Origin of the sequence: Rhodococcus sp. MTM3W5.2, assembly GCF_001984015.1 — a bacterium.
In the GTDB taxonomy this organism is placed as follows: domain Bacteria; phylum Actinomycetota; class Actinomycetes; order Mycobacteriales; family Mycobacteriaceae; genus Rhodococcus_G; species Rhodococcus_G oryzae.
Map to the genome: position 1 here is coordinate 3,299,355 of NZ_CP019572.1, position 17,433 is coordinate 3,316,787.

The 17,433-nt window shown below is 69.8% G+C and carries 12 protein-coding genes and 3 pseudogenes; 3 read left to right on the top strand and 12 right to left on the bottom strand.

The features are described from left to right. Nucleotides 1-3: 3 nt before the first annotated feature. From ftsW to BTZ20_RS15065, 11 genes and pseudogenes are all read right to left on the bottom strand, one after another. Nucleotides 4-1,458 carry a putative lipid II flippase FtsW gene (gene ftsW, locus BTZ20_RS15015; RefSeq protein ID WP_077041929.1) on the bottom strand — a complete coding sequence of 485 codons (1,455 nt, stop codon included), beginning with the start codon at nt 1,456-1,458 and terminating at the stop codon, nt 4-6. Then, nucleotides 1,455-2,893: pseudogene (gene murD / locus BTZ20_RS15020) on the bottom strand (UDP-N-acetylmuramoyl-L-alanine--D-glutamate ligase). Before murD ends, ftsW begins: the two are co-directional and overlap by 4 nt. Nucleotides 2,894-2,940: 47 nt before the next feature. Next, a complete protein-coding gene (gene mraY / locus BTZ20_RS15025) occupies nt 2,941-4,020 on the bottom strand; it encodes a phospho-N-acetylmuramoyl-pentapeptide-transferase (RefSeq protein ID WP_027502257.1) in 1,080 nt (359 codons plus the stop codon). After that, nucleotides 4,017-5,564: a UDP-N-acetylmuramoyl-tripeptide--D-alanyl-D-alanine ligase gene (locus BTZ20_RS15030; protein WP_077041930.1), complete on the bottom strand. Its 1,548-nt coding sequence runs from the start codon at nt 5,562-5,564 to the stop codon at nt 4,017-4,019. The genes mraY and BTZ20_RS15030 overlap by 4 nt, the downstream gene beginning before the upstream one ends. Next, a pseudogene (locus BTZ20_RS15035) lies at nt 5,561-7,209 on the bottom strand (UDP-N-acetylmuramoyl-L-alanyl-D-glutamate--2,6-diaminopimelate ligase). Before BTZ20_RS15035 ends, BTZ20_RS15030 begins: the two are co-directional and overlap by 4 nt. A gap of 189 nt (nt 7,210-7,398) precedes the next feature. Beyond that, complete coding sequence (locus BTZ20_RS15040; RefSeq protein ID WP_077041931.1) at nt 7,399-9,270, bottom strand: peptidoglycan D,D-transpeptidase FtsI family protein; 1,872 nt, start codon at nt 9,268-9,270, stop codon at nt 7,399-7,401. Beyond that, nucleotides 9,267-10,007 (bottom strand): hypothetical protein, encoded by a 741-nt coding sequence (locus BTZ20_RS15045; protein WP_223263352.1) that lies wholly within the window; start codon nt 10,005-10,007, stop codon nt 9,267-9,269. The genes BTZ20_RS15040 and BTZ20_RS15045 overlap by 4 nt, the downstream gene beginning before the upstream one ends. Continuing rightward, nucleotides 10,004-11,020, bottom strand: coding sequence for a 16S rRNA (cytosine(1402)-N(4))-methyltransferase RsmH (gene rsmH / locus BTZ20_RS15050; protein WP_077041932.1), 1,017 nt, complete (start codon nt 11,018-11,020; stop codon nt 10,004-10,006). Before rsmH ends, BTZ20_RS15045 begins: the two co-directional genes overlap by 4 nt. A gap of 169 nt (nt 11,021-11,189) precedes the next feature. Next, entirely contained in the window at nt 11,190-11,621 is a 432-nt protein-coding gene (gene mraZ / locus BTZ20_RS15055; protein ID WP_077041933.1) for a division/cell wall cluster transcriptional repressor MraZ, read from the bottom strand. Between the two features lie 454 nt (nt 11,622-12,075). After that, nucleotides 12,076-12,504 carry a DUF3040 domain-containing protein gene (locus tag BTZ20_RS15060; RefSeq protein ID WP_077041934.1) on the bottom strand — a complete coding sequence of 143 codons (429 nt, stop codon included), beginning with the start codon at nt 12,502-12,504 and terminating at the stop codon, nt 12,076-12,078. 165 nt (nt 12,505-12,669) lie between these two features. After that, nucleotides 12,670-13,086 (bottom strand): SAV_6107 family HEPN domain-containing protein, encoded by a 417-nt coding sequence (locus BTZ20_RS15065; RefSeq protein ID WP_223263353.1) that lies wholly within the window; start codon nt 13,084-13,086, stop codon nt 12,670-12,672. 253 nt (nt 13,087-13,339) lie between these two features. Between BTZ20_RS15065 and BTZ20_RS15070 the strand changes: the two genes are divergently transcribed. The 3 genes and pseudogenes from BTZ20_RS15070 to BTZ20_RS15080 all read left to right on the top strand — a co-directional run bounded on the left by BTZ20_RS15070 (nt 13,340) and on the right by BTZ20_RS15080 (nt 16,326). After that, a complete protein-coding gene (locus BTZ20_RS15070) occupies nt 13,340-13,984 on the top strand; it encodes a GNAT family N-acetyltransferase (protein ID WP_077041935.1) in 645 nt (214 codons plus the stop codon). Nucleotides 13,985-13,993: 9 nt separating this feature from the next. Further along, nucleotides 13,994-15,570, top strand: a pseudogene (locus tag BTZ20_RS15075) (phytoene desaturase family protein). 57 nt (nt 15,571-15,627) lie between these two features. After that, nucleotides 15,628-16,326, top strand: coding sequence for an LppM family (lipo)protein (locus BTZ20_RS15080; protein ID WP_077041936.1), 699 nt, complete (start codon nt 15,628-15,630; stop codon nt 16,324-16,326). Nucleotides 16,327-16,384: 58 nt separating this feature from the next. On the opposite strand, the gene metF is transcribed toward BTZ20_RS15080, so the two are convergent. Further along, entirely contained in the window at nt 16,385-17,308 is a 924-nt protein-coding gene (metF, locus tag BTZ20_RS15085; RefSeq protein WP_223263800.1) for a methylenetetrahydrofolate reductase [NAD(P)H], read from the bottom strand. Nucleotides 17,309-17,433: the final 125 nt, after the last annotated feature.

Sequence of the window (17,433 nt, forward strand, 5' to 3'; positions counted from 1 at the left end):
CGCTCACCTACGAAATCCTCGCTCTCCTGTGCGGCCATTCGACCGTCGTGTCCGCTCGTCTGATGCTAGTGCCCGCCCGCGTCGCGGATCCGCCCGCCGCGGGTCGGGGGCAGGCCTGCCCGCAACCGCCCGCCTGCGCGGCGGAGGGGCGGCAGCCCGCTGCTGCTGCGCGGCCCGCTGCTGGGCCGCCCGTTTCTGGGCCGCCTTCGCCTGGGCCGCCTTGCGTGCGGCCTCCGCCCTCGCCGGCGAGTACTGCTCCGGCATGGGCAGCCGCAGCATCCTGCCGAACCGTCCGACCTGACCGGCGTGCAGGGCGGCGACCGCCTCCGGCTCGTGCCTGGCGGCGTTGGCGATGACGCCGAACATGAACAGGGTGATCGCGATCGAGCTGCCGCCAGCCGAGACGAGCGGCAACTGCAGTCCGGTGACCGGGAGCAGGCCGATCACGTAGCCGATGTTGATCAGTGCCTGGGCCAGGATCCAGGTGGTCGCAGTCGCGGTGAGCAGGCGCAGGAACGGGTCGATCGAGCGCATCGCGATCCGCAGCCCCGCGTAGACGAACAGCGCGAACAGCCCGATCACCAGCATGCAGCCCAGGAAGCCGAGTTCCTCGCCGATGATCGCGAAGATGAAGTCGTTGTGTGAGTTGGGCAGGTAACTCCACTTGGCCCGGCTCTGCCCGAGCCCGCGACCGAACAGGCCGCCGTCGGCAAGGGAGAACTTGGCCTGTCTGCCCTGATAGCCGATGCCCTGCGGGTCGGCGCCGGGGTTCAGGTAGGCCTTGACGCGGTCGGACCGGTAGCCGGCGGTCAGCGCCAGCACCAGCGCGGCCGCGGCGCCTGCCCCGACGATGCCGAGGAACAGACGCAGGGGCAGTCCCGCGAACCAGAGCAGCGACGCCAGGATGATGCCGAACGCGATGGTGGTCGACAGGTTCGGCTGCAGCACGATAAGCACGCAGACCAGGAGCGCCGCGGGCACCAGCGGCACCACCATCTCCTTGACGGAGGCGTTCTGTCTGCGGGAGGCCAGCAGATGCGCGCCCCAGACCACCAGGGTCACCTTCGCCAGCTCGGACGGCTGAAACGACAGCGGGCCAAGGGTGAACCAGCGTCGGGCGCCGCCCGACAGGGTGCCGATGCCGGGGATCAGCACAAGGGCCAACAGCACCACCGACACGGCGAACGCGGGCAACGCCATCGTGCGCATCAACCGGACCGGCAGCAGCAGCGCCACGTAGAACAGCACGGCTCCCAGCGCGACGAAGATCAGCTGCGTGGTGAAGATGCCGTAGGCGGAGCCGGTGTCGGCGTAGGCCTCCACGCTCGAGGACGACAGGACCATCACGAGCCCGAGCACGGTGAGCAGGCCGGTGATCGTGACGATCAGGTGGAAGGAGGCCAGCGGGCGCGCCAGCCAGGCGCCGAAGCGGGTGCGGGGTCCCGCGGCCTGCTTCATCGCGACCGACCCGCCACTTCCGCCACGGCCTGCGCGAAGCTCCGGCCGCGGTGCCCGTAGTCGGTGAACATGTCCAGCGACGCCGCCGCAGGCGCCAGCAGCACCGTGTCCCCGGCCTGGCCATCGACGCGGCGGTGCGGACCGCGCGCGCCATCACGGCATCGGGCGATTCCGGGCTCGGCGCGGGACTCACCCCTGCATCGTCTCCCGCATCCACCCGCACGACCGGCACCTGGGGTGCGTGTCGCGCGAGTGCCTGTGCGATCTGCATCGCATCGCGGCCCAGCAGGACCGCGCCGACGAGCCGATCGGCCACCTCGGTGACGAGTTCGTCGACACTGGCGCCCTTGAGCAGACCGCCCGCGACCCACACCACCCGTGGGTGTGCCAGCAACGACGACCGTGCGGCGTGCGGGTTCGTCGCCTTCGAGTCGTCGATGTACGTGACGCCGTCCGCCTCGGCGACGAGAGCCGCGCGGTGCGGGCCGACCTGGTAGCTGCGCAGACCCTCCCGGACCGCAGCGGCACCGACGCCGATCGACCTGGCCAACGCAGCCGCGGCCAGCGCGTCCATCTGACCCGCGGGTCCCGGCGGGGTGATCTCGTCCGCCAGCGCGAGGGTCTCGTCGTCCGCGAAGGCACGGTCGACGAGGCGGTCACCGTCAACGCCGAGCTCACCGGGAGCGGGCAGGCCCAGCCGGAACCCGACGGTCCGCCCCGCTGTGGACACCCGCGACAGTCCTGCGGTGACCGGGTCGTCGAGCCCGAGCACCGCGACGTCCCCGGTCAGCACCTGCGCCTTCGCGTCGATGTAGCCCTTCATGCCGCCGTGCCAGTCCAGGTGGTCCTCGGCGATGTTGAGGATCACCCCGGCCGTCGGGTGCACCGAGGGCGCCCAGTGCAGCTGGAATGAGGAGAGCTCGACCGCCAGCACCTCGTTACGGGGGCTGCCAGCCCGGAGCGCGTCGACGATCGGCAGGCCGATGTTCCCGCATGCGACCGTCGCGATCCCAGCGGCGCGCAGGATCGACTCCAGCATCGAGGTGGTGGTCGTCTTGCCGTTGGTGCCGGTCACCACCAGCCACTTCCTGGCGGGTCCATAGACCTGCGCGCGGTCGAGCCGCCAGGTGAACTCCACGTCGCCCCAGATCGCGACCCCGGCGCCCGCGGCCGCGGACAGCACGGGCGCGTCGGGGCGCCAGCCGGGGCTCGTGACGACCAACGCGAACGCGCCGATCTCGGTCGCGGCCCGCTCCGGCGAAGTGACCTCCACCCCGGTCGCGGCTGCCAGGGCGTCGAGCGAGGCCTGGTTGCCGTCGGTGACCGTGACATCGGCGCCCAGCTCGCGGAGCGGTTCGATCAGGGCCCGGCCGGAGATCCCGGATCCCGCGACCAGGACCCGGTTGCCGTGTAGGCGGGCGAACTCGGGCGGCAGAACCGAGGGAGGCCCGGAAGGAACTGCGGCGCTGTGGAGTGACAAGCTCAGCCCCCGATGTCGGCGAGGTACTCGCTGTAGAACAGCGCGAGTCCGATGGCCGAGGCGATCGCGGCGAGCAACCAGAATCTGATGATCACCGTGGTTTCCGCCCACCCGGCCAGCTCGAAGTGATGATGGAACGGCGCCATCCGGAACACCCGCCGCCTGCTCGAGCGGAACACCGCGACCTGCACGACCACCGAGGCAGCCTCGGCGACGAACAGCGCGCCGACGACCACCATCAGCAGTTCGGTGCGGGTGACGATGGACAGCCCGGCGAGCAGGCCACCGAGGGCGAGCGAGCCGGTGTCGCCCATGAAGATCTTCGCGGGCGCGGCGTTCCACCACAGGAAGCCGATGCACGCGCCCGCCGCTGCGGCACAGATCAGCGCCAGGTCCAGCGGGTCGCGGACGTCGTAGCAGCCCGTGACGGGGTCGCGCTCGCACGAGTTGCGGTACTGCCAGAAGGTGATGATCGTGTAGGCGCCGAGCACGAGGGTCATCGAGCCGGCCGCGAGACCGTCGAGCCCGTCGGTCAGGTTCACGGCGTTCGACCAGGCGCTGACCAGCAAGTAGCAGAACAGGATGAACACAACCGAGCCCATCGAGACCGTGGCGATGTCTCGGACATAGGACAGGTTCGTGCTGCCCGGTGTCAGGCCCGTCGCGCCGGGGAACTGCAGCGCCAGGATTCCGAACAGGACCGCCGCGATCAGCTGGCCGACCAGCTTCGCGGTCTTGTTCAGCCCGAGGTTGCGCTGCTTGCGGATCTTGATGAAGTCGTCGAGGAAGCCGACGCCGCCGAGCATGGTCGTCAATCCGAGGACCAGGAGCGCGGAGGCGCTCGGGCCGTCCGCGTCGTAGCCGATCCCGATCAGGTGCGAGCCCCAGTAGCCGGCCCACAGGCCTGCGATGATCGCGACGCCGCCCATGGTGGGGGTGCCGCGCTTGGACTGATGGCTGGCCGGACCCTCGACCCGGATCTCCTGACCGAAGCCCTGGCGCGAGAACGCCTTGATCAGGACGGGGGTGAGCAGGATCGCCACGGCGAGCGCGATACCTCCCGCGAAGAGGATCTGTCTCACTGGTCTTCCTCCGTGTTAGTCCGCTGCTCGCCCTGCGGGCCCTCCAGCAATTTGTCCGCCACCGCCCACAATCCGACCGACTGCGACGCCTTGACCAGGACGATGTCATCGCCTGCCAGTTCCGCCTCGAGCACGGAGATCGCGGCCGCCTGGTCGGGGACCAGGATCGACTCCTCGCCCCAGGAACCCTCCATGACCGCGCCCTGATGCATCGCGCGGGAGGGCCTGCCGGTGCCGACCACGATCAGCCTGCTGACGTCCAGTCGTACGGCCAGCCGCCCGATGGCGTCGTGTTCGATCACTGATTCTGGACCGAGCTCGGCCATTTCCCCGAGCACCGCCCACGTACGGCGCGGCGAGCCCTCACCCGAACGTCCCATCGACACCAGGGCCTTGAGCGCCGCGCGCATCGAATCGGGGTTGGCGTTGTACGAATCGTTGATCACCGTGACGCCGTCGGCTCGGTGCCGCACGTCCATCCGGCGCACCGACGCGGCCGTCGCGGCACCGAGTGCGGCCGCGATCTGGGCGACGGTGGCGCCGCATTCCAGTGCCACCGCGGCCGCGGCAAGCGCGTTGCCGATCTGGTGCTCACCGTGCACGCCGAGCTGGATCGGCACCGTCGCGACGTCGCCCTCGTGGGCGGAACCCGCCGGGTAACGGCACTCCAGCGTGAAAGAGGGACGGGCCTCCGCATCGAGGTGCACGTCCACGGCCCGCACGTCCGCACGCTCGGACTGCCCGACCAGCACCACCCGGGCCCTTGTCCGGTCCGCCATCGCCACGACGAGCGGGTCGTCGGCGTTGAGCACCGCGACCCCGCCGGCGTCCGCCGCGGGCAGCGCCTCGGCGAGCTCGCCCTTGGCCTGTGCGATCGCGTCCCTTGAGCCGAATTCGCCGAGGTGCGCGGTGCCGACGTTGAGGATGACACCGATCCGCGGCGGGACCGTCTCCGCCAGCGCCGCCACATGTCCGGTGCCCCGCGCGGAGAGCTCGAGGACCAGGAAGTCGGTGTCCGCATCGGCGCGGAGCGCCGTCCAGGGATGGCCGAGCTCGTTGTTGAACGATCCGGGCGGTGCGACCACCGAACCGAGCGGGGTGAGCACCGCCGCCAGCAGGTCCTTGGTCGAGGTCTTGCCCGACGACCCGGTGACCCCGACCACCGTCAGGCCTCGCGCCGCCAGGTCATCGGTGCTCGCCCTTGCCAGGGCGGCCAGTGCCTTGAGCACCGCTGCCCCGGAGCCGTCGGTGTCGTGTTCGAGGGCCATCGCGTTGGTCTGCGCGGGCGGCAACGGGGCCACCACGATCGCGGGGACGCCGACCGGGCGGGCGGCCAGCACCGCCACCGCCCCCGAGGCGACGGCCGCGGCCGCATGCTCGTGCCCGTCCACGCGGGCGCCGGGCAGCGCGAGGAACAGGCCACCCGCGGTGACCTTGCGGGAGTCGAACTCCACGGTGCCGGTCACCATGGTGTCGGGATCCGGCACGTCGTGCAGGGTGCCGCCGACGATCTCGGCGATCCGGGCCAGGCTCATCGGGATCATCGGACCTGCCCTTCGTCGCTACGGCCGACCGCGTCTATCGCAGCGGCGAGGACCTCGCGGTCGTCGAATGGGTGCTTCACCCCGTTGATCTCCTGTCCGATCTCGTGTCCCTTGCCCGCGACGAGGACCATGTCCCCCGGCTCGGCCCAGCGGACGGCGTCGGCGATGGCCTCCGCTCGGTCCGCGAACTCGCGGACTTCCGCGCGCGCCGCCTCTGGTACGCCGAGCGCGCCCTCGCGGACCGCCGCGCGGATCGCGGCCGGGTCCTCGCTGCGCGGGTTGTCGTCCGTGACGATCACCAGGTCTGCTCCCCTGGCGCTCACCTCGCCCATCATCGGCCTCTTGCCCTGGTCACGGTCGCCGCCCGCGCCGACCACCACCGCCAGCCGGCCCGCCGACTGTCCGCGCAGTGTCGCGATGACCGCCTCGAGCGCGGCCGGCTTGTGCGCGTAGTCGACGACCGCGAGGAAATCCTGTCCGCGGTCGACCCGTTGCACCCGACCCGGCACGTCCACCGACCCGATGCCCGCTGCTGCCCGCTCGGGGTCGACGCCCGCCGCGGCCAGTGTCGCCAGGGCCAGCAACGCGTTGGCCACGTTGTAGTGGCCGGGCAGGCGCAGCGCGACCGGCAGCGACCCGGTGGGTCCGTGCGCGACGAACCGCTGCGAACCGTCCTCGGCCGCGACGACCTCGGAGGCGGTCCAGTCCGCTCCTCCTGTGGTCGAGACCGTCGTCGGGGCGCCTCGGCTGCGGCGGATTCTGGCGGCACCGCCGCCGCGATCTCCGCCATCCGCCTACCCCACTCGTCGTCGACGCAGACAACGGCGCGGCGGGCGCGAACGGCGGAGTCCCTGGCAAACAGCCTGGACTTGGCCGCGAAGTAGTCGTCGAGTCCGTCGTGGAAGTCCAGGTGGTCCTGGGAGAGGTTGGTGAACGCGCCGATCGCGAAGTCGGTTCCGTCCACCCGGCCGAGCGAGAGCGCGTGGCTCGAGACCTCCATCACCACGGTGTCGATCCCGCGCTCGAGCATCGCCGCGAAGAGGGCGTGCAGCTGCGGCGCCTCGGGGGTGGTCAGCGCGCTCGGCACCCGGCGCCCCTCGATCCGGGTCTCGATGGTCCCGACCAGCCCGGCCCGGCGACCGGACGCGGTCAGACCGGCCTCGATCAGGTACGCGGTGGTCGTCTTTCCCGAGGTCCCGGTGATCCCGATGACCTGCAACCGATCCGCGGGTCGCCCGTAGACGGTGGCCGACACCTCACCCAGGACCGACCTCGGATCCGGGTGCACCAGCACCGGCAGCGCGGTCTCCGGGGCGAGCGCCGTGAGCGCGGCCAGGCCGGCGGGGTCGGTCAGCACGGCAACGGCACCGCGTTCGAGGGCGGACGCGGCGAACTCGGCTCCGTGCGCACGGGCTCCTGGCAGTGCGGCGAACAGGTCCCCCGGCTCGATGCTCTGGGCGCGTAGCTCGACCCCCGTGACGGAGATCGGGGCGCCGCCCGCGGAGTCAGCGGTGGCAGTGGTGTCAGTGGCGTCTGCCACCCACTGGACCCGTGCGCCGATCAGCTCGGCCAGTGCGGTCACCGACGTCTGCGGTGGGTGTTCGGGGCGCAGGTCGCCAGGCACAGAGCCTGCGGAGCCTGCCACCTCTCCCGTCGAGTGCTGCGGAGTGTTCGTCCCTTGCACGGGCAGGTGGCTCCTCTCGGGTTCGAATCGGTGGCTGGGCTGCTGGCCGACGTGTCAGGTTACCGGCGAACTGTCACAGACTGGACTCGGTCATCGACTACGCCGTCGACAACGCGGTGTGATCTGCCCCGGGGGCCCGCTCGCCGACAGTCAGTCGGCCTGGAGCACCAATTGTCGTCCGGGATCGGCGGACAGTGGGACGCGGTCCCGCTGCAGCATCCAGGAGGCGATGTTGTGGAACAGCGGCGCAGCAGACTGGCCACCCGAACCGTCGGCGCTGCGAACCGGGGCGTCGAGCATGATGCCGACCACGAACCGTGGGTTGTCCGACGGGGCGATCCCGGCGAAGGTGATCCAATAATTCGAGTTCGAGTAGCACTTGCAGGCGGGATCCACCTGCTGCGCGGTGCCGGTCTTGCCGCTGATCTGGTAGCCGTCGACGGCTGCGGGTGCACCGGTGCCCTGCTGGTATCCCATGGGATCGCGCTGGGTGACCGACCGGAACATGTCTCGCACCGTCGTCGCGGTCTGCGCGCTGACCACCTGGATGCCCTCCGGGCGCTCGGTCTCGGACCGGTTCCCGTCCGCGTCGATCGTCGCGCGGACGACCCGTGGCGGGATCCGCACCCCGTCGTTCGCCATCGCCTGGTACATGCCGGTCATCTGCAGCAACGTCATCGACAGGCCCTGACCGATGGGCAGGTTGGCGAAGGTGCCGCCCGACCACTGGTCGCGGCTGGGGACGTCGCCCGCGCTCTCGCCCGGCAGACCGACGTCGGTGCGCTGACCGAGCCCGAAGCGGGTCAGCATGTCCGCGAAGCGGTCCTCCCCCACCCGCTGCGCGAGCATCAGCGTGCCGACGTTGGAGGACTTCCCGAAGACTCCGGTCGATGTGTACGGTGCGACGCCGTGCGACCAGGCGTCCTTCACCGACACGCCTGCCATCTGGATCGAGCCCGGAACCTGAAGCACCTCATCGGGTTTGGTGAGCCCGTACTCGATCGCCGCGGCCGCCGTGACGATCTTGTTCACCGAGCCGGGTTCGAACGGCGTGCTCACCGGCAGGTTGCCCAGCTCGGCCTTGCCACTGTTGCCGAGCCCAAGCGACGGGTTGAAGGTGTTGTCGTTCGACATCGCGAGCACCTCACCGGTGTGCGCGTCGAGAACCACTGCGGAGGCGTTCTTCGCGCCAGAGAGGTTCTTGGCCTGCTGCACCTGCTGCTGCACGTAGTACTGGAGATCCGAGTCGATCGTCAGCTCGACGGTCGAGCCGTCGACCGCGGGCTGCTTGTCGCGCCAGCTGCCGGGGATGACGGCGCCGTCCGAGCCCCGGTCGTAGGTCTGGGAGCCGTCGGTGCCTGCGAGCGTGGAGTCGAGCGAATCCTCGAGCCCGAGCAGACCGTGACCGTCCCACCCGGTCGCGCCCACCAGGTTCGCGGCGAGCGAGCCACCGGGGTACTCACGGATGTCCTGACGCTCGAGGCCGATCTCGGGGAAGTCCTCGCTGAGCTTCGCGGCCACGGCCGGATCGACGCTGCGGGCCAGGTACACGAAGGTCTCGTTGCTCTTGAGCTGGGCCAGCAGGTCCTTCTTCGGCGCCGAGTCGCCGAGCTTGGCGTTGACACCCTTGGCGATGGCCTCGAGCCGCTCGTCGACCGTCGGCGCCTTCTCACTTTTCGCGCGCGCGGCCTCGAGCTCCTTGCGCACCTTGGTCGGCTGGAAGGTCAGCGCCTTCGCCTCCATCGTGAAGGAGATGGGGTTGCCGCGGCGATCGGTGATCGAGCCCCTGGTCGCAGGCTCGATCACGGTGACCGACCGCTGATTCGCGGCCTCGGCCGAGAGCTTGGGCGCCTCGATGCCCTGGATCCAGAGCAGCTGCACCGAGGCGACCCCGAGCGCGATGAACATGGTGATCCGGCCCGTCCGGTACCGGAACCGGAACGAGGAGGTGTCGTCCTGGCGGGCACCGCGTCGAACCGGCGCACGACGCGGTGCGGGTGCGGGCGCGGTACCTCGAGTCACCCGCGACCGCCCGCGTTACCTGCCTGTCCGGTGTCCGGGGTTGGCCTGCCCATGGGTACCAATTGTTCACCCTGTGCCTGCAGCTGCGGCTGATTGGCCGCCAACGGCGCGCCGGGACGGGGCGCCGTCGTGGTCGGGGCTGCCGGCCGGGTGGTCGGCATCGGGGCCGCGGTGTTGCCGGTCCGCGGCGCCCCGCTCGACTGAGCGGGCGGCTGGGGGTTCAGCGGCGCCGCAGGCGCACCCTGCGCCGGCGTCGGCTTGCCGACGATGTCCACCGTGCCGTCCGGGTTCACGACGAGCCGAGCGACGTCCTTCGCGGGGATCATGCCGAGCTCGGTCGCCTTGCGGGCCAGCTCCGGCGCGGAGTTGCCCTCCCGGACGTCGCGCTCGAGCGCGGAGCGCTGCTCCATGAGGTCCTGGTTGTGTGCCTTGGCCGCACTGAGCTCGTAGGAGTCCTCCGCGGCCCGGGTGGTCAGCACCAGGGTCAACGCCAGCCCTACGGACAGCATGCCGATGATGGTGGCGACGAACGGGATGCGAGCCGTGAAGTGGCCGCGGCGACGGTCCGCCGCCTCGCCGACGGGCTGGATCGCGGCACGCTGCTGCCGACGCTCGTATGCGCGCTGCGCGGCGGTGGAACGCTTGCCGGCGGCAACCGCGGCGCGACCGCGCCCCCTTGGCCTGACGACACCGGCATCAGTGGATCGAGAACCGCCCGGCCTCACGGGAACTGTCATGCCGTCACCCTCCTGGAAATCCGTTCGGCACTACGCAATCGGACCGGGGCCGACCGCGGGTTTTCCTCTATCTCCTGCTCGCTCGCCCGTTCCGCCCCACGGGTGAGCAATGCGAACTCCGCACCCATGCCCGGCAGCTCCATCGGGAGCCCCTCCGGACTGCGGGACTTGGTGCGGGGTGTCAGTTCCTGCTTGACGATTCGGTCCTCCAGCGACTGGTAGGACATGAAGACCACGCGCCCGCCGATCGCCAGTGCGTCGAGCGCAGCCGGGATCGCCGCGCGTAGCGAATCGAGCTCTCCGTTGACCTCCACCCGAAGAGCCTGGAAGGTCCGCTTCGCGGGGTGTCCACCGGTACGCCGGGTGGCCGCGGGAATCGAGGCGTACAGCACCTCGACCAGCTGCGCACTGGTGGTGAACGGCTCGATCTGCCTGCGGCGCAAGATCTCTGATGCGATCCGGCCGGCGAAGCGCTCCTCGCCGTAGGTGCTGAGCACCCTGGCGAGGTCGCCGTGGCTGTAGGTGTTGAGCACGTCGGCCGCGGTCAACCCCTTGGTGGGGTCCATCCGCATGTCGAGCGGCGCGTCCACCGAGTAGGCGAAACCTCGCTCGGCCTCGTCCAGCTGCATCGACGAGACACCGAGGTCGAAGAGGATTGCGTGCACCGACTCCACCGGCGGCAGTCCCGCCTGCTCGAGCGCCGGAACGATTCCGTCATACCTGGTGTGCACCAACGTGACTCGGTCACCAAACGGCGCAAGGCGCTTGCCTGCGATCTCGAGAGCATTGGGATCGCGGTCGAGTCCGATGAGGTGCAGACCCGGGTAGGTGCGCAGGAAGTGTTCGGAGTGGCCGCCGAGGCCGAGTGTCGCGTCGATCATCACCGCGCCCGCGGCGTCCGGCGCAACCGCCGTCAGTGCCGGTCCGAGCAGTTCGTCCGCGCGACCGAGCAGCACCGGGACGTGCCCGAACTCGCCGGTGGAGGCGGGGCCGTTTGCCTCATCGTCCACCATTGCTGCCTCCGGGTCTTGAGTGCTTCGGGAATTTCCGATCGCGAAGGGGGAAGAGTGGCGAATGCCTCGAGGTCCCTGTCCGATTGACCGAACCTGGCGCTGGGGAAGTGCGTCAGGGTCGGCGTTCGGGCAGAGGCCTCGCGGCACTCGCCGTACGGCTCTGGCTGGGCTAGAAGATCTCGCCCAGTGACTCGGCTCTGGCTTGTGAGTAGCTCTCTTCGTGCTCCTCGAGGTAGCTCTGCCACGCCTGCGCGTCCCAGATCTCGAGGAAATCGACCGATCCGATCACCACGCACTCCTTCGACAACCCCGCGTAACGGCGGTGGTCGACGGACAGGGTGATCCGTCCCTGGGCGTCGGGATGCTGCTCATCGGTGCCTGCCGCAAGGCCGCGCACAAAGGCGCGGGCCTCGGGGTTGCTGCGTGATGCTGCTGCGGCTCGGCGCGCGAGAGCGGCAAACTCTTCTCGGGGATACACCGCGAGGCTGTGGTCCTGCCCTTTCGTGACCATCAACCCTCCCGCCAGTGCATCTCGAAACTTCGCGGGCAACGTCAGCCGCCCCTTGTCGTCGAGCTTCGGCGTGTAGGTACCGAGAAACATCTCGACACCTCCACCCTGCGTCCGATTCGAACGTCCTAGGCCCTTGCGGTCCGTCTGCACGTTCCGCTGCGCACCACGTTACCCCACTTTCCTCCACTTTCAATGCCAATTTAGGGTTCCGTGCCCCCAATCTGCATCAAAAGACCAGTTCACAGCGGTGGTGCGATGTGGGGAAAAACTGTGCGATCTTCCCCACTGCCGGGGCGTCACGGCGAGGTACGCCACCAGCCCGTACTGAAATCCCAGGTCAGACGGATGCGGCGAGGCACTCAGCCCGAGCCCAACCGGGCCCGGGGAGGAATGTGGGGGAAGAGTGGGGCGAATGTGGGGGGAAGGTGGGGATCCGAGCCGACACCACCGACACGACCAACGCAAAAGCGGCGTGACACCTGGGTGTCACGCCGCTCCGCTGTTGCCTGCCGTCCGGACTCTTGCCTCCGCGACGGCGTTTCGGCTACTCCTGTTCGAATCTCCGCTTGAACCGGTCTTCCATGCGCGAGGAGAATCCCCCGCTGCTGCCGCCCTTACGGCCGTCAGCGCGCTTGCCTGCGACCGACCCCTTCGCGGGCCTGCCGGCCTCGTCAGGCACTGCCGAGAGGCCCTTCTTCGATCCCCGCATGAGGAACAGAACCCCGGCTCCAAACATCACTACGAAACCGAGCAGGCTGATGATCGGGAAACCGCCCGGCTTGAACGGGAGCGCGACGCCCGCGACCAAGAGGACGAGTCCGAGAAAGAAGAGAGCTCCAGCCTGAAGTCGACGCTTGCTCGAAGCCGCACGCATACGGCCTCCCCTCACGGAGGAAGCAAATTTCGGATCTTCGGCGTAAAGCGCGCTCTCGATCTGATCGAGCATCCGCTGCTCGTGCTCGGAGAGTGGCACGGTACCTCCCCGGCACTAAAGGTGGCGACCGATCCGTTGGGACGAAGCGGCGGGTTTCCGACGTTGGCGGCTACCTGTCGTCAATGATACGAGTACACGTGGCGGCGTACCACCTAGTCCATCGACGAGATGCCAACTTATTTCGCTCGCACCGCAGATCCCCTGCTAGGCAGACCTCCCCACCAACGTGTGCGGCGTGCCATCGAGGTGATTGTCGCCACCGAGATGATCCTCGACCGCGGTGAGGAATCGAGAGACCTCGCGATGGAATTCATCGGCCTCGCCCAGCGTGATCGTGCGCGAGATGCCGGCCTCGATGGCCGCCCTGGTGGCCGAGTACCCGGCGAAGAACTCCGACCACCCCGCGAGCGACGGTTCGGCGCGCGCGAGCAGCACCCAGGCGCTACGCGATCCGGTGCGTGGCCGTTGCTCACCGCCGAGCGCGGCCCCGGCGCCACGGAGCGCGGCGAGGTACGCGGAGCGGAATCGTTCGGACGCGTCCCGCGCCCCCGCCGCCTCGGCCAGCAGCGTGTCCGCGCGATCGAGCAGCGCCCGCGCGCGGCGCGACACCGGGGCCTCCACCCGCGACACCGTGTGTCGTGCCGATGACGCAGGAGCCCCCACCCGGAGGGCTGCCGCTGCCTGAACTGCCTGACTTGCCATCTTCCGAACACCTCCTGCGCAACCACGCCACCCGCCGGTACGACCGGTCAGGCCTTAGGGTCGGAATCCGGCGAAGCCCGCTTCCCTCGCGCTTCGCCGGATTGCCGACATCGAACATTCGTTCGACATATTCAATATAGCTGCCCCCACCGACACGTCGTCAAGAGAGAGGGTGAGTCCGGTCGGTATCAACACGACACCGCTGCTGGTCGAGCTGTCCGCGCAGGAACTACGGCGCCGCATGCCCGAGGCGCTGGCCATCTACGTCGAGGCCATGGACTACCCGAAGGGGACCGAGTTCCACCGGGCCCCGATGTGGACCGAACACACCCATCGGCCCGGCTGGCGCGCGGTCGCCGCGGTCCTCCCCGACGACGGCGACGATCCCAGCTCGAGCGAGGGCACAATGGTCGGCATCGCCTACGGCTACCGGGGCGCCCCGCACCAGTGGTGGCACCAGCAGGTGCGCGAGGGGATGCACCGTTCCGGCGCCGACGAACGGCGGATCCATGAGGTCCTCGGCGACTACTTCGAGCTGACCGAACTCCATGTGGCACGTGCCGCACAGGGACACCGCACCGGCGAGGCGTTGCTCCGCAGGCTCCTCGACGACCGGCAGGAGAGTCACGTACTGCTGTCCACCCCCGAGGTCGACGACGAGGACAACCGCGCCTGGCGTCTCTATCGCAGGCTCGGATTCACCGATGTGGTGCGGCATTTCACCTTCACCGGGGACAACAGGCCGTTCGCAGTGTTGGGGCGCCTGCTGCCGCTCGCAGCCGAAGGGACCGAGAACGCGCACTCCCCCAGCCGATAGCCTGGACAGATGATCGACGCGGTGGTGGTGGGATCCGGACACAATGCGCTGGTGTCGGCGTGCTATCTCGCCCGGTCCGGCTGGTCGGTCGAGGTTCTCGAGCGCGACACCGTACTGGGCGGCGCGGTGTCCACCGTCGAACGGTTCCCCGGCCATCAGGTGGACCGGGGTTCGTCCGCGCACATCATGATCCGGCACACCGGCATCATCGAGGACCTCGACCTCGCCTCGCACGGACTGCGCTATCTCGACTGCGACCCTTGGGCATTCGCACCCGCGCCGCCAGAGTCCGGCCGGCCGGGCATCATCTTCCACCGCAGCCTCGAACGGACCTGCGCCTCCATCGCCGAGTCCTGCGGGGCCGCCGACGCGAGGGCATACCGAGAGTTCGTCGACACCTGGGGTCCGCGCACCGCGGGCGTGATGCGGGCGTTCGCCGGGCCGCCGACCGGTGGGAGGCTGGCCCGCTCGTTCGGCACCCTCGATCGGGGCGCAGGCGCCGCGGCGTTCTCACGGGAGTTCCTCGCCTCCGGGGACAGCTTGCTGGACAACTACTTCGACGATGAGCGCCTCAAGGCGGCACTGGCCTGGTTCGGCGCTCAGTCGGGGCCACCGATGTCCGAGCCGGGCACCGCCCCGATGGTCGGGTTCGCGGCGCTGATGCACACCCTGCCGCCGGGCCGGGCCGTCGGCGGCAGCGGCGCCCTCACCCGGGCCCTGGCGTCGCGGCTGGCCGCGGACGGTGGATCGGTGCGACTCGGCGACGCGGTGACCGAGCTGCGCCGCACGCCGAAGGGCTGGACGGTCCGCACCGCCAAGGGCCACGAGATCCACGCAAGGACGGTGGTGGCCGGATGCCACATCCTGACCACCCTCGACCTGCTCGAGCGCGGCGGCCACGACCGGACGCAATTGGACGGGTGGCGCCGCCGGATCCGGGTCGGGCCGGGGATCGGCATGGTGGTCCGCCTCGGAACCGATTCGCTCCCCTGCTATCCCAGCGCCCCTGCTGGCGAGACCGTCACCTCCGGGCTGCAGCTGTTGGTCTCCGATCGCGCACAGCTGAGGCTCGCGCACGGCGCGGCGCTGGCGGGCGAGCTTCCCCCGTCCCCGCGGTCCTCGCCATGAGTTTCAGCGGAATCGACCCGAGCCTGACCCCCGCAGGCGAACACCAGGCGACGCTCTGGTCGCAGTGGCATCCCTATGCCCTCACCGGCGGACGCGACTGGGCGGACCTCGCCGAATCCGAGGGTGACCGGATCGTCGCCGAGATCGAGCGGCTGGCACCGGGATTCACGGACTCGGTGCGCCACCGGCTGGTGCAGACCCCCGCGGACCTCGAGTCCGAGATGGGGTTGATCGGCGGCAACGTGATGCACGTCGAGATGTCGCTGGACCAGATGTTCATGTGGCGACCCCTGCCGGAACTGTCGGGACACCGGGTGCCCGGCGCGAAGGGGCTGTACCTGACCGGCGCGTCCACCCACCCGGGCGGCGGAGTGTCCGGGTCGAGTGGGCGCAGCGCCGCGCGGATCGCGTTGTCCGACGCCCGGTTCGGAGGCTTGCGCCGGGTGCTGCACCGATGAGCGGGCCGGGAACCACCGGATCCGCCACGCCGCGCACCCCTACCGCCTGACACCTGCATGGCTGCCTGGCACGATAACGCTGTGCAGCAGCCCCACTCCGATGTCCGAAGTCGATCCCGCGTCCGACTGTTCGCCCTGTCCGTGCTCCTCCTGATCTGCATCCCGGTGCTCAGCGGGTGCCTTCGGGTCCAGGCATCACTCGGCGTCTCACCCGACGACCGGGTGTCGGGACAGATCGTCGCCGCGACGGTTCCCGCGGACGACAACGACAAGGGCCCGGAGCTGATCCCACCGGACTCGTTGACGTCGAAGGTGCGGGTGCAGGCGTACAAGCAGGACGGCTACGTCGGCAGTCAGGCCTTCTTCAGCGACCTGACCTTCGGCGAGGTCCAGCAGCTCGGGGCGATGTCCAGCCAGACCGGCAGCTCCATCCAGCTGGACTTCCGGCGCAACGGCGATGTTGTGGTCCTCGAGGGCAAGGCGGACCTCAAATCGGTGCCCGACGGCAGCGACGTCCAGTTCAGCGTCGCCTTCCCCGCGCGGGTGAACACCACCAACGGAACCCGCGACGCCGACTCCATCGTCACCTGGAAGCTGCCGCCCGGCGAGGTGAGCACGCTCCGCGCGGAGACCCGGTACGCCGACCCCAGCACCCGCGGCTTCGCGGGCTGGGCAGGCATCGTCGCAGGCGTCACGCTCGGCGTCGCGCTCGTGGTCGGCGCGATGGCGTACTTCAGCAGGCACCCGAGGCGCTGACGCACTGTGCGCGTGTTGCACCCCGGGTGGGGTGCAACACGCGCACGGGCGCGAAGCGCTACCTGACCGAGGTGGCCAGTCCGAGGCGGGCCAGCACCTCGCGGGTCGCGCGGGCGAAGTTCAGCGTGATGAAGTGCAGGCAGGGTGCGCCCTCGGCGATCAACCGCTCGCTCATCTCGGTGGCGAGCTCGATGCCGATCTCACGGACCGCGGCGCGGTTCTCCTCCGGTCCGTGTCCCGCCGCGCGATCCAGCCGCTCCGAGAGCTCGCGCGGCAGCTGCGATCCGGACAGCTCCACCATCCGCTTGACCGAGCGCAGCGACGTGATCGGCATGATCTCCGGGATGATCGGCTTGGCACCCTGCTCGACGTCGTACCGGGAGACCCGGTCGCGCAGCCGCAGGTAGTCCTCGACGTCGAAGAACATCTGGGTGATCGAGTACTCGGCCCCGGCACGCAACTTGGAGACCAGATACCTGGTGTCGTGGTCGAGGTCAGGCGCGCGGAAGTGCCCCTCGGGGAAGGACGCGACACCGACGTGGAAGTCGCCGAGGTCGCGGACCAGCCGGACCAGCTCCTCGGCGTACTCGACGCCCTCGGGATGCCTGACCCACTCGCCGAGCGGATCGCCCGGCGGATCGCCGCGCAGCACCAGGATGTTGCTGATGCCGCGGTCCGCGTAGGCGCCGACCATCGCACGCAGCTCGTCGACGCTGTGGCCGACGGCGGTCAGGTGGGCGACCGGGAGCAACGTGGTCTCCTCGGCGAGGGCACCGGTGACGCGCACGGTCCGGTCCCTTGTCGATCCGCCTGCCCCGTAGGTCATCGAGACGAACGCGGGCTGCATCTGCTCGAACTCCCGGACCGCGCGCCACAGACGCGCCTCCGCATCGGCATCGCGCGGCGGCGAGAACTCCACCGAGAAGGGAATCCGCCCGCCGCTCGAACCGATCCGGTCCACGATCGACGGGGTCTGGGTCACCCAGCCCTCGCTTGACCGTCCCCTGACGGCATCGAATGTCACTCGACAATCATAGTGGCGGGCAGCGAGGGCGACTTCGACGGACCACTAGGGTGAGGGTGTCGATCACCTTCCCAGGGCAATTC